Consider the following 12,769-nt stretch of genomic DNA (forward strand, 5'->3'; position numbering starts at 1 on the left):
TGAATTAATTAAAATAAAATTAGAATTAATGTATAAATATATTTTGAGTTAACTTTAGTTTTATTAAAATCTTAAACATTAACTTTAGATTAGTTTGTAAAATCTAATATATAATAGTTTCTAATTACTCTTTGAATTAATAGTTTATTTATATAAATTTTCATTATAATAAATAATATAGAAAAAATTTTTATAATGGGGAAATGTTTCTTTTGAAGTATAAAAAAATTGGTAAAATATTAATTTTAGATAAGAATTCACCTAAAACAAAAGAGGACAAGGAGTACTTGGAATCATTACTTAAAAAGTATAATGTTGAATCTATTGTTAAAGTTAAATCTATTTCTGGTCAAATGAGAGAACCTAGCCTTGAAGTTTTAATAGGGGATACAACTGAAACAATTCATAAAGAAAATGGGTGTTATTTTAAACTTGATTTAAGTAAAGTTATGTGGGCTAAAGGGAATAATAATGAACGTTTAAGGATTGCTAAACTTGTTGATGATGGTGAAGTTGTTTGTGATATGTTTGCAGGTATAGGTTATTTCACAATACCAATAGCAGTTTTAAGTAAGGCTAAACAAATTAATGCTATTGAAATTAACCCTAACAGTTACAAGTACTTATTAGAAAATATTAAATTAAATAAAATAAATGATAAAGCTGGTTATATGAGAGTTAATCCAATTTTAGGTGATTGTGCAAATGAAATCCAAAACTTTAGGGCTGATCGGATTATTATGGGTTATGTTAAAACCACACATCATTATTTAAAACCTGCTATAAATAGTTTGAAAAAAGGAGGAATCCTTCATTATCATGAAACAGTACCTGAAAAATTAATTAACACTCGACCAGTAGAACGTATTCGAGAAATTGCTGGAAGTAGAAAAGTTACAGTTTTAAACATTGTTAAAATTAAAAAATATTCTCCAGGTGTTTGGCATATTGTTGTTGATGCAAAAATAGATTAAAAAAAATAAAGTTTAATTTTTTATTTTTCTATACTTTTTAAAAGATTACTAGCCTTATCTAAAAGATTATCATTTAAATATTCAGGGGTAATATACTTTTTATAAATTGCTAATCTTTCTTGTAACTTGTAACCTGCATCCATGGTTAATCTTTCCAATTGATTAAAAGTCGGCCAAGGACTAGTAGGATTTACATAATCATCAGTTAAAGGTGAAACACCACCCCAATCATCAGTTCCGCAGAGTAAAAATATTTGATTAGTTTCAAGATTAAGATTAGGTGGAACTTGTATACTAACTTCATCCTTAAAAATTATTTTACCTACACAAACTGTTCTAATCATATCTAATAAGGAAGGTTCACTATAATCACACATTTCAATACCTGGACTAGTTGTGAAATTTTGAATAATAATCTCTTGAATATGACCATATTTATCTTGTAAATCTTTTAATGCAAGTAAAGATTCTGCAATTTCCTCTTTAGTTTCCCCAATTCCAATTAATAATCCAGTAGTATAAGGAATTTTAAGTTTACCTGCATTCTCTATAGTTTCTAACCTAATTTTAGGATCTTTACCTGGACTTTTTTCATGTGCAATAGTTTCCATTAAACGAGGAGAAACATTCTCAAGCATCATACCCATTGAAACATTCACTTCTTTTAACTTTTGCATTGTTTCATATGAAAAATTCCCAGCATTAGTATGTGGAAGTAGGCTTGTTTTATCTAAAGTCATTTTACAGATACTATAAATATAATCTCCCATATTAGAATAACCTAATTCTTTTAATTTATCCTGCACTGCCTTTTCAGTATCTGCATCTTCACCCATTGTAAATAATGCTTCTTTACAATTAAATTTCTCAGCTTCCATGAGTAATTTTAAAACTTCATCAGGTGTTTTAAGGATTATAGTATCAGGATTTAATGGATCCTTTTTAAATGCACAGTATCCACAATTATTCTTACAAACTTCAGTTAAGGGGATGAAAACATTTTTACTAAAACTAATCTTATTAGTGCTTCTGGTATTTGCAATCTTCATTAACTCAAGAATATCGTTTTCTTTTGTGTTTAAGAGAGTTACTATGTCTTTTCTGCTTAAAGTTTTATTTAAAATATTAGGATTTATCATTATAATAGAACCGATTAAAAAATTTTTATATTATTTTTAGACAATTTCTGTATCATCTATTTTTGATAGTACTGTTTCAACATACATTGGACCCATATCATTTTTATCTTTCCAAGTGGTTACTAGTATATCTACTCCATGGATTGCGAATAATTTCATTTCAACATCAGCACCTAATGCTTCATAATCCTTTTTCATACGATTTAATCCATTAGTATCAGTTCCAGTTGAAATTTCTACTTCAGATCTTATGTGTTGATCTGCAGTTACTATGAATTCATTTGCTTTTTCTGAATTTAAATCAATTTCTTCACCATCGAAGAATTTCATTATTCCATCTAATTTTTCTGGCATTGTTTTATATGAATCTCTTAGTGTGGATTTTCCTCTAACTATTAATAAATCATCACTAACAAATGCTGCTCGTGAGCCTTGAAATGCTTTATAATAACCCATTACGTCTCCAGCAAGTACTTTTAAATCTATCATAATTTTTCACTTCTAAATCATTTTATTATATTTATATAGTTTTTATAATATTATAAAGAAAAAGGTTTTATTATATATTTTTTGGTTTTGTTTAAAATTTTTAAAAAAAAGTTTTAAAAAAAATGGAGTACATTTATTAGTAGTAATGTGTTTGTACTCCACGTTTTTAATATTTTATTATTTTTTTAGAAGTTTAATTCTTCTTTTAATTCACCCATAGTTGCAATTCTTTCTGCAAAAGCATTGTGTCTATGGATACTTTCTTGATTGACTTGTCTTGCAGTTATTAATGTATCGTCATCTAAATATGAGAATTTTTGTAAGATTTGTTCAATCATGTTTCTTACTACATCTTCAACAAAGACTGGTTTTTCATGTGCATTCATTACAACTGCATTTTCATCAGGACGTTTTAAGAGTTCACAGACTGGGGAACTCATTGAATTTTCAATGAGGTTTATAATTTCTTCTCCTTTAACCGTTTGGTTTTCTGGAACTTCTATTAATACGGTTCCTACTCCTCTTTGGTTGTGTGATGCGAATGTTACGGTATCTAAAACTTTTTGTGTGGTTTCTTCATCTAAGAATTCTAATAGTTTTATTTTATCTGCTTCCATTACAGATTCTTGTGCACAAGGGCAAACTGTCATTCCAACTACTTCAGCACCTATACTTTTTCGTATTGTGATTTTACCGTCTTTGGATCGTGTTCCTACAGCTTTTGCTATAAGTTTTGTCATTTCTTGTGTTGGTTTTTCTGTTACTGGAGATTTACGCATCATCATGTAATCGCTTATCATTCTTACTTCTGCTCTTGTAGAGTAAGTATGTTTTTCAAGCATTTTACTAACTGTTTCTGCACAAATTGATTCTACTTCGAAATTACTTGTTTCAATGACTTCTTCCATAACTTCACTAATTGCTTCAGGATTTCTTGACATATGAATTCCTTTTTGATCATTTGGGAGATCAACGAAAGCATCAAATGTTGGTAATAATATTATTGGTCTTTTTTTACCTCTATCTAATTTTAAAAGTTTTTTTACACCTGTAACTCCTACTCGACTTAATTCTATAGGAATTCTAGGTGTGTCATCTTGAGTGTCTGGGAAACAAACTACCAAATTCTACACCTCTAATTTTATGTAAAATAATCTTTTCTAAGTGATATTGTATCATATAGATTTTTTTTTAAAGATTATTTTAATTTTTTTTTTATTTACTTAATTGGTATTCTTTTATTTATCTATATTTTTTTATGGTTTGTTTAGATTCTAATTAAATAAATATAAATAATAACTAAAAGTTTTTTAAATTTCTAATTATTATTTATATCAGTTTAAAAAAAAATCAGTTAGATAATTCAATGGTGATTTATATTAAATAATATTCTCTATGCATTGAATTATTTTTTTTGATTCTTTTTATAATATGTTAGCTGAACCCATATCTTCTTTTACAACATTTAACACTGTTTGTGTGTATGTTCTTTCAATACCTGGTTCTTTTAACATTTCTTTAATGAAATGATCTAATTCAGATGTGTCTCGGAATTTTGCAATTAAAAATGCATCGTATTCGCCAGTAACATCATAGATAGCAACTACGTTTTTGTTGAATGCTGTTTTGTTTTCCCAATTTTCTAATTTTCCACCTTTAACTTTAACTCCTACAATGCTGGTTAAGGTGAAACCAAGTTTATCATGTCTTAAGATTGGTGCAAATTTACTTATAACACCAGTTTTAACCATTTTATCTATACGGTTATGTACGGTACCTACAGATATTCCTAAATCACGGGATATTTGTCTGTATGATATTCTTACATCGTCGTTTATTATTTTTAATATTCTTACATCGGTGTCATCTAATTTAACAATTTCATCGTTAACATCACTTACCATTTTTACAGCCTCTCGTTTTTTTATGTAATAAATTTATATTAAATTTAATGTTCTATAAATTTTGTTCAAGAAAAATTTAAAACATTTGTTTAATTTTATTATTTTATAATTAGTATTAATGTTTTATAAAACTTTTTATTTTGAGTTTTTTTCAAGTTTTTTTATTAAGTTTTCCTTGTTTTATTAAGTTTTTAGATTGTTGTTTCTTAATATTTTTATATTTTAAATATTATTTTTTTGTTTTTTTTTAGTTTGGATTGTTTTTAATTAGTGTTGTGGTGTTTTAAATTGTTTGGATTCTTTTTGTAATTTTTTTAATTTATTTTGAAAAAATAGGTTATTTTTATGTTTTTTTCATAGAATTTAATAGTTTATTATAATTTTATAAGTTTTTATTATTAATCTATTAAATTTTTTTTAGTTTGTTCTTTAATATAAAAACTTTTATTTTGCTTTAAAAGAATTTTTTCACTCTTAAATCATAATATTGAATAAAACATATTAAATTTGCTTAAAAATTGGAAAAATAAAGATTTTTGAATAATTTTTTTTGGTTTGAATTAATTTAATAATTTTATATTTATCTTATTAACTAATATCAAAAAAGAAGAATAAATTATATAATTAATAATAATTTAAAATTTTTTTTTATTCTTTTAAAAGTTCTAAAATAATATTTTTAATATCTTCAATACTTGCATCAGTTCGAATTCCTAAAGGTGAAAAATGTGTTCTAACTGCAATATAACCATTATTTTTAAGAGTGTCTAATATTTTATCTAATTTCGGAGCACTAACCTTAAGATTCCTACAGATTACATGTATATCATAAAATCCAACAGGAGTTTCAGCTTCACTATAACAAGTATTTAAAAGTTTTAAAACATCATCTTTAGTATTTAACTCTTTATCATCACTAATACTTATCATTTCTTGAATAAATTCCTTATTTTGTATTTCACCTAACCACATTGGTCCTGCAATAGTTAATTTCCCTCCACAAATAGGACAATTTTCAGGAATATTACTAGCTAAACCATAAATAGGTTCATGATGTAGGCAATTTTTACAATGAGCCATATATCCAATATTCTTTAAGGATTCATCAGTAGCACGTGAACCCTTTTTAATATATAAATACATTCTCATATAATGCTCACTACTATGTGACATTAAAACAGTGATATACTTTTTATACTTAGCTAAAGTAAGAGCTGCAAAACCTGCAAGAATACGTATACCATTCTCATGACAATATTCACTTTTAAATGGTTTAGCATTATACTTACGTATACAAGGTTCTTTATAAGTACCACAAAGTGCACTAGTATCAGTTGCAGTTAAACATAATAAACTGTTACGTTTAATACTATATCCTGCAGAATCAACAAAATAAGAAGGTGTACCAAAAGGATCAATATCAATAATATCAAATTCTCCCCTATGATTACGTAACATTACACTAGCTTCTTTTTGATAAATATTAATATCCACATTATTCAGATCGGCATTGATTTTAGTGAATTCATTAGCTAAACTACTAATATCGTTAACACTAACATCTCCAATATTATCTATCTCTTTTTTGTAACGAACACCACGTATTCCACTTCCACCGAACACGTCACAAATATCCACATTATGATTTAAGATTTTCTGGAAAGCTTGAATAGCTAAAATTGAAGTATCTCGATTAAACTCCATACGAGGATTATAGAATACAGGAGCATCTGATGATACCTTATCGAATTCTGGAAATTCAATTTTAACTAAACCTTCATTTATAATTTTTAAATCATCTTCACTATATTCTAATTCTTTTTCTTCTAAATTTTCAACCATCATTATCACATATTAATTTAATTTTTTAAATTTTAATTCCTGAAAATATTTTTATAAAATAAAAACAAATATTAACTTAATATAATTTATTTAAGTACAAATAATTTATAACTTTTTATATAACAAAATCATAATTCTAAAAAAAAATAAATAAAATTTAAGAAAAAACTTGGAGAATAAATATTATGGCAAATAATCAAATTTCTATAGCTAAACCTATAATAGGTGATGAGGAAATAAATGCAGTAATAGATGTGATGAAATCTGGAATGATAGCTCAAGGACCTAAAGTGAAAGAATTTGAAGAAAAATTCGCAGAATATGTAGGTGCAAAATATGGAGTAGCAACAAATTCAGGAACTGCTGCTTTACATGTAGCAATGTTATCTGCAGGTTTAAAACCAGGCGATGAAGTTATCACAACACCTTTCACATTTGTAGCTACTGGAAATTCTGTATTATACACTGGAGCAAAACCAGTATTTGTTGACATAGATCCTAAAACTTACACCTTAGACCCTTCTAAAATTGAAGAAGCAATAACAGAAAACACTAAAGCCATTTTACCAGTTCAATTATTTGGTCAATCAGCAGATATGAAACCAATATGTGACATTGCAAAAGATAATGATTTAATTGTAATTGAAGATGCAGCACAAGCTCATGGGGCAAAATATAATGGGGATGAAAAAGTTGGAAGTATTGGAGATATGGGTTGTTTCAGTTTTTACCCCACTAAAAACATGACCACTAGTGAAGGTGGAATGATCACTACTGATAATGAAGAATTAGCTAAAAAATCTAGAATTTATCGTGCTCATGGTAGTAGTGTTAAATATAAACATGATGTAATCGGATACAATTTCCGTATGACTGATATAGGCGCAGCAATTGGTCTTGAACAATTAAAGAAAATCGATTCCTTTAATGAAAAAAGAATTAATAATGCAAAATATTTAACTGAAGGATTAAAAGATTTAAAAGGCATAACAACTCCATTTGTACGTGAAGGTTCAAAACATGTATTCCATCAATACACAATAAGAGTAAGTGCACAAAAACGTGATGAATGGGTTGAATTCTTTAATGAAAATGGAATTGGAAATGGAATACATTACCCTATACCATTATATGAACAACCATTATATGAAAAATTAGGTTATAAACAAGACTTACCTGTAACAAAAGAAATTGCAAGTACCGTAATTTCAATACCTGTTCACCCAAGCTTAACAACACAAGATTTAGATACAATTATTAAAGTTGTACGTGAAGGTTCACAAAAATTTGAATAAAAAAAAGTTTAAAGTATCTATAATGGAGAAAATTCATAAAAATATATAAATGTTAAAATCCCTTTTCTCCACTTTTTTTAATTATTATTTTTTAAAATTAAATAATTCTTATTCTAACATATTATTTACAGTATTAACCTTATCATTTAATCCTCTGTTGGATAAATCTCTTCTATCATCAATTTTAATAACAGTGTAGACACGATTAATACCTTGTTTAAAAACAGCTTCTTGGGCTTTACTTATTGCTTTGTATAATTCATCATAAGACTCTGCTTCTATTAAAGTACCCATACCAGTTAACTGATAATTTAGGCCAGAATCTTTAATAGATTGTACTGCAGCTGTTACGAATTCCTTACATTCAGTTCCATCATTCCCAACGGGAAGTATACAAAAATCACAAGTTATCATAGACTATAGATATATAATTAAAAAGATATAAACTTTTAACAATATATCTTTTAGGCTCTGTCAAAAACTTAGTTGATATTATTTTTTAAAAAATATTAGGAGTTATATTTTTTTCATATAATAATGTTTAAATTTTAATTTAAGTATCGTACAATTAATATATTAGCTTAATTTTACATGTTAAGGTGAATTATTATTAATTAGTACTACAAAAACTCATAGAATTAAAAAATCATTATTTCATTGATTTAAATTTTAACCAAAATTTTCGTACATAAAAACGAGAAAACAAATATCAACTAAGTTTTTGACAGTGCCATCTTTTATAAAAAAAATATGGGAATTATTAATAATGGCAGAAACACTTCAAAAAGATGAATTTAATAAAAAAATTTATAACAGGATAAATAATCTCATCACTGATTATAAATTAATCGAAGAAAGAGATAAAATAGCTGTAGCATTATCTGGAGGGAAAGATAGTGTATTAACCCTTTATGCATTAAAAGAATTTCAAACCAAACTTGATTTTGATTTAGTTGCAATTAGTGTTGATGAAGGTATTAAAGGTTATCGCCAAGAAGGTATTACCTCTGCAATAGATAATGCTCTAAAATTAGATGTGCCACTTATTCAGAAGTCTTTTAATGAGGAAGAAGGTTTTAATTTAGATGATATTTATACTAACTTTAAAAGTGCATGTATACCTTGTGGAGTTTTTCGTAGAAATATTTTAAATAAAACAGCATATGATTGGGGTGCAGATAAGATTGCTACTGGCCATAATCTTGATGATGAAATTCAATCATTTTTAATGAGTTTTTCACGTGGGGATAATGTGAAATTTTCTAAATTCGGTCCAAAATTAAATCGTATTCACCCTAAACTTGTTCCACGTATTAAACCTTTATGGAATACACCGGAAAAAGAGGTTGGGATGTGGGGTGTTCTTAATGGGATTGAAATTCATTTTGCTGAATGCCCATATAGTAATCTTTCATTAAGAGCTAAAATTAAAGAATTTCTTAATCTTGCTGAAGATGAAAATCCTGGGGTTAAAGAAAAAGTTATGGAATCTTTTAAAAAAGATTTAGATTTTGATTCACCGGTTCCTATTGTTTTAAATGAATGTGAACTTTGTGGCGAACCAACATCTGGTAAAATTTGTAAAGCTTGTGAAATTATTGATTTATTAAAATAAACAATAAATCCCTATTTTTTTTAGTTTCTCATTATTATAAATGCCATATATATAATGAACATTGCAATAAATATTATTCCTTCTTTTCTATCTATTTCTCTGTCACCTGCAGAGAATATGTATAGTGTGAATGTTGCAATTAACATTACAATAAGATCTATTAACATACTAGATCCAACAGTTATTGGGTGGATGAGTCCACTTAAACCTAATATGAATAGTATGTTGAATATGTTACTTCCTACAATGTTTCCTATTGCAATATTGTTTTCACCTTTTTTTATTGCAGTTAGGCTGGTTATTAATTCTGGTAGGCTGGTTCCTATTGATACTATTGTTAATCCTATAAGGGTTTCACTTAAACCGATACTTAATGCAATATATCTTGAACTGTCTACAACTAATTGTGCACCTATTATTATTGCCACTAAACTTATTATGGATATTATGATACTTTTCGGTAGGGAATATTTTGCTTTTTCAACTTTTGTTGATTCTTTTGATTTTTTCGCATCTCTTACTAAATATAATACATATAATATTATGAGTATTAAGAATATTAATCCTGTTATTCTACTTATTTGCCAGGTAAAGTATAATATTCCAGTTAATAGTAAGCTTGTGAAAATTAAAAAGACCATGTCTTTTTTAACTAATTTTAAATCAACTTTCATTGTTGCAACAAGAGCACATATACCTAATATGAATAGTATGTTGAATATGTTACTTCCTACAATATTACTTATTGCTATTGCATTACTTCCATCTATTGCTGCTGCAACACTTACTGCTGCTTCAGGGGCACTGGTACCGAATGCTACGACTGTTAAACCAATAATTAGTGTTGGTACTCTTAGTACATTTGCTATGCTACTTGCACCGTCTACGAAGTAATCTGCACCTTTTATTAAAAACAAGAATCCTACAATTAGTATTATTAATTGTATGATGATTTCTATCATTTGATAAACTCCATTTTTGGAATATAAAAAAAATTCATATGATTAATATAAATTTTTTTAGAAAAACACGTTTGTTCTATATTTTTCCTGTACAATTATTAAATTTTTATAGTATATAATTTTTATCTAAAAAAAAGTAAGAAATAAGGGGGGGGGTTGTTTTAATTTTAAAATTTTTAGTTTCTCATTATTATAAATGCCATATAAATTATAAAGAATATGAGGAAAATTATTCCTTCTTTCTTATCTAATTTTTCATCTAAATATGAGAAAACATATAAAAGTACTGTAGCAAGTATCATTACACATAAATCAACAATCATATCATGACCAACGGTTATTGGATGGATGAATCCACTTAAACCTAATATGAAAAGTATGTTAAATAAACAACTTCCTACAATGTTTCCTATTGCAATATTGTTTTCACCTTTTTTCACTGCAGTTAAACTGGTTATTAATTCTGGTAGGCTGGTTCCTATTGAAATTATTGTTAATCCTATAAGGGTTTCACTCATACCTAAACTTAATGCAATGAATTTAGCACTATTTACAACTAATTGTGCACCTAAAACAATAGCTATTAAACTAACTATAACAATCACAATACTTAAAATTAATGAGTATTTAGGTTTTTCAACAAATTTAGCTTCTTCTGATTTTCTAGCATTATAAACTAAGTATACAACATAAGCTATGATTAATATTAAAAATATTAATGCAAGTAATCTGCTGATTTGCCAAGTTAAAAACACAGCACCTGTTAAAAGAATGCTTGTTAATAAAAGGAAAGGTAAGTCTTGTTTGACTAATTTAGGATCCACTTTCATTGTTGCAACAAGTGAACATAAACCAAGTATTAATAGTATGTTGAATATGTTACTTCCTACTACATTACTTATTGCTATTGCATTACTTCCACTTAATGCTGCTGCAACACTTACTGCTGCTTCAGGGGCACTGGTACCGAATGCTACGACTGTTAATCCAATAATTAGTGTTGGTATTTTCAGTACGTTCGCTATGCTACTTGCACCGTCTACGAAGTAATCTGCACCTTTTATTAAAAATAGGAATCCTACAATTAGTAAGATTATTTGTATTATCATTTCTATCATTATTGATAAACTCCATTAAGGGTTATGTTTAAGAGATAAAAGAAAATAGGGTTTTAATCTTCTTCTTCCTCTTCTTCATTTTCATTATTTTTTTTATTTTTATCTCTAATTACAAGTACTTTGTCTATGTGGTGTCCATCAATAGCTAATATTTTAAATGTGAAATCTTCCCAATGGAATATGTCACCAGGTTCAGGGATTTTTCCTGTGAAACTTAATATGAAACCTGCAAGTGTTGTGTAATAATCATCTTCTTCTGATGGGAAATCTTCATCTTCTAAATCATATATTTCAGCAAAAGTATCTATTGGATATCTACCATCTATTAAGTAAGATCCATCTTTTCTTTTAGTTGCTTTTGGATCATTATTTTCATCAATACCTGGAATGTCTCCTACAATTCCTTCAAGTAAATCATTTAATGTGATTAATCCTTCTAATGTTCCGAATTCATCAACAACAAGTGACATGTGCACATATTCTTTGTTTTGTTTAAATTGTTTTAATAATTCCATTGATGGTAATTGATCTGGAATGACTAATGGTTCTTTAATGTTTCTTCTAAGTTCCATTTTGTCTTTTTTAAATATACTGCTTAGTACATCTTTAGCTTGTATTACTCCAAGGAAATCATCTAGTTCTCCTTCTGCAATTGGGAATATGGATCTTTTACTGTCAATGATTCTTTCTTGGATTTCATCTAAATCATCTTCTAAATCTATCCATATGATTTCATTTCTTGGGGTCATTATCATATCGACTTTTTGTGCATCTAAACGGAATACTCTTTTAATTATACTTTCTTCTTCTTTTTCAATGGTTCCGTCTTCTATACCTTCTGCGATTAATAGTTTAACTTCATCTTGTGTTACTACATCATCTTCAGTTGGTTTGGAACCTATTAATTTTAATAAGAAATTGGTTGATCCACTTATAGCTTTTACTAATGGTTTGCAAATGGTTGTCATGTAGTGCATTGTTTTTGCACTTTTCATTGCTGATTTTTCTGGATCATTTAGTGCAATACGTTTTGGGACAATTTCACCAATAAGTAAACTGAAATAGGTTGTAATTATTACAACTATTAAAAATGATAATGGTGTTGCATATGGAATGTAAGGATTTATGGATGCTGCTAATGGTTCTGCAAGTGTTGCTCCACCAAGAGCCCCTGTTAATATTCCAATTAATGTGATTCCAATTTGTATTGCTGATAAGAATTCGTTTGGATCTTCTAAAAAATCTAAAATGATTTTAGCGTTTCTGTTTCCATCTTGTTCATATTTTTGTAATGTAATTTTTTTAGACGACACAATGGCAATCTCTGCCATAGATAAATAACCATTTAATAAGATTAAAATGGCTATGAATAAAATTTCTAAGTATATAAAATAACTCATTTCTCTTCTGACCTTTTATAATATTTAATTT

Annotated in this window: 12 protein-coding genes; 3 read left to right on the forward strand and 9 right to left on the reverse strand. The window is 27.3% G+C overall.

The features are described from left to right. The first annotated feature begins 212 nt into the window (after nt 1-212). Nucleotides 213-974, forward strand: a complete 762-nt coding sequence (locus ACA135_RS00855; RefSeq protein ID WP_409198429.1) for a class I SAM-dependent methyltransferase — start codon at nt 213-215, stop codon at nt 972-974. Nucleotides 975-994: 20 nt separating this feature from the next. On the opposite strand, the gene cofG is transcribed toward ACA135_RS00855, so the two are convergent. The 5 genes from cofG to ACA135_RS00880 form a co-directional block, all read right to left on the reverse strand. After that, entirely contained in the window at nt 995-2,023 is a 1,029-nt protein-coding gene (cofG, locus tag ACA135_RS00860; RefSeq protein ID WP_409199058.1) for a 7,8-didemethyl-8-hydroxy-5-deazariboflavin synthase subunit CofG, read from the reverse strand. Nucleotides 2,024-2,149: 126 nt separating this feature from the next. Next, entirely contained in the window at nt 2,150-2,602 is a 453-nt protein-coding gene (locus ACA135_RS00865) for a DUF2120 family protein (protein ID WP_409198430.1), read from the reverse strand. Between the two features lie 185 nt (nt 2,603-2,787). Further along, entirely contained in the window at nt 2,788-3,726 is a 939-nt protein-coding gene (mptA, locus tag ACA135_RS00870) for a GTP cyclohydrolase MptA (protein WP_409198431.1), read from the reverse strand. A gap of 300 nt (nt 3,727-4,026) precedes the next feature. After that, nucleotides 4,027-4,506 carry an Lrp/AsnC family transcriptional regulator gene (locus ACA135_RS00875; RefSeq protein WP_409198432.1) on the reverse strand — a complete coding sequence of 160 codons (480 nt, stop codon included), beginning with the start codon at nt 4,504-4,506 and terminating at the stop codon, nt 4,027-4,029. 648 nt (nt 4,507-5,154) lie between these two features. Beyond that, the gene (locus tag ACA135_RS00880) at nt 5,155-6,348 is read right to left on the reverse strand and encodes a tRNA (guanine(10)-N(2))-dimethyltransferase (protein WP_409198433.1); all 1,194 of its coding nucleotides are present in this window, start codon (nt 6,346-6,348) and stop codon (nt 5,155-5,157) included. Nucleotides 6,349-6,533: 185 nt separating this feature from the next. Between ACA135_RS00880 and ACA135_RS00885 the strand changes: the two genes are divergently transcribed. Then, on the forward strand, nt 6,534-7,643 hold the full coding sequence (locus ACA135_RS00885) for a DegT/DnrJ/EryC1/StrS family aminotransferase (RefSeq protein ID WP_409198434.1): 1,110 nt from the start codon (nt 6,534-6,536) through the stop codon (nt 7,641-7,643). 108 nt (nt 7,644-7,751) lie between these two features. Here the strand turns inward: ACA135_RS00885 and ACA135_RS00890 are convergent, their stop codons facing one another. Further along, complete coding sequence (locus ACA135_RS00890; RefSeq protein ID WP_409198435.1) at nt 7,752-8,057, reverse strand: MTH1187 family thiamine-binding protein; 306 nt, start codon at nt 8,055-8,057, stop codon at nt 7,752-7,754. Between the two features lie 352 nt (nt 8,058-8,409). Between ACA135_RS00890 and ACA135_RS00895 the strand changes: the two genes are divergently transcribed. Next, nucleotides 8,410-9,258 (forward strand): TIGR00269 family protein, encoded by an 849-nt coding sequence (locus tag ACA135_RS00895; protein ID WP_409198436.1) that lies wholly within the window; start codon nt 8,410-8,412, stop codon nt 9,256-9,258. Nucleotides 9,259-9,278: 20 nt separating this feature from the next. Here the strand turns inward: ACA135_RS00895 and ACA135_RS00900 are convergent, their stop codons facing one another. The 3 genes from ACA135_RS00900 to ACA135_RS00910 all read right to left on the reverse strand — a co-directional run bounded on the left by ACA135_RS00900 (nt 9,279) and on the right by ACA135_RS00910 (nt 12,738). After that, entirely contained in the window at nt 9,279-10,220 is a 942-nt protein-coding gene (locus tag ACA135_RS00900; protein WP_409198437.1) for a calcium/sodium antiporter, read from the reverse strand. A 176-nt stretch (nt 10,221-10,396) separates the two neighbouring features. Next, nucleotides 10,397-11,338, reverse strand: coding sequence for a calcium/sodium antiporter (locus ACA135_RS00905; protein ID WP_409198438.1), 942 nt, complete (start codon nt 11,336-11,338; stop codon nt 10,397-10,399). 53 nt (nt 11,339-11,391) lie between these two features. Then, nucleotides 11,392-12,738, reverse strand: coding sequence for a hemolysin family protein (locus ACA135_RS00910; RefSeq protein WP_409198439.1), 1,347 nt, complete (start codon nt 12,736-12,738; stop codon nt 11,392-11,394). Nucleotides 12,739-12,769 lie beyond the last annotated feature (31 nt).

Source organism: Methanobrevibacter acididurans (genome assembly GCF_046197875.1).
Taxonomy (GTDB): Archaea; Methanobacteriota; Methanobacteria; order Methanobacteriales; family Methanobacteriaceae; genus Methanobrevibacter_A; species Methanobrevibacter_A acididurans.

Excerpts from the sequence above, each read along its gene's own strand:
- cofG (WP_409199058.1), bottom strand. The coding sequence starts at position 2,023 with ATGAAGATTGCAAATACCAGAAGCACTAATAAGATTAGTTTTAGTAAA.
- ACA135_RS00865 (WP_409198430.1), bottom strand. The coding sequence starts at position 2,602 with ATGATAGATTTAAAAGTACTTGCTGGAGACGTAATGGGTTATTATAAA.
- ACA135_RS00875 (WP_409198432.1), bottom strand. The coding sequence starts at position 4,506 with ATGGTAAGTGATGTTAACGATGAAATTGTTAAATTAGATGACACCGAT.
- ACA135_RS00880 (WP_409198433.1), bottom strand. The coding sequence starts at position 6,348 with ATGGTTGAAAATTTAGAAGAAAAAGAATTAGAATATAGTGAAGATGAT.
- ACA135_RS00885 (WP_409198434.1), top strand. The coding sequence starts at position 6,534 with ATGGCAAATAATCAAATTTCTATAGCTAAACCTATAATAGGTGATGAG.
- ACA135_RS00890 (WP_409198435.1), bottom strand. The coding sequence starts at position 8,057 with ATGATAACTTGTGATTTTTGTATACTTCCCGTTGGGAATGATGGAACT.
- ACA135_RS00895 (WP_409198436.1), top strand. The coding sequence starts at position 8,410 with ATGGCAGAAACACTTCAAAAAGATGAATTTAATAAAAAAATTTATAAC.
- ACA135_RS00900 (WP_409198437.1), bottom strand. The coding sequence starts at position 10,220 with ATGATAGAAATCATCATACAATTAATAATACTAATTGTAGGATTCTTG.
- ACA135_RS00905 (WP_409198438.1), bottom strand. The coding sequence starts at position 11,338 with ATGATAGAAATGATAATACAAATAATCTTACTAATTGTAGGATTCCTA.
- ACA135_RS00910 (WP_409198439.1), bottom strand. The coding sequence starts at position 12,738 with ATGAGTTATTTTATATACTTAGAAATTTTATTCATAGCCATTTTAATC.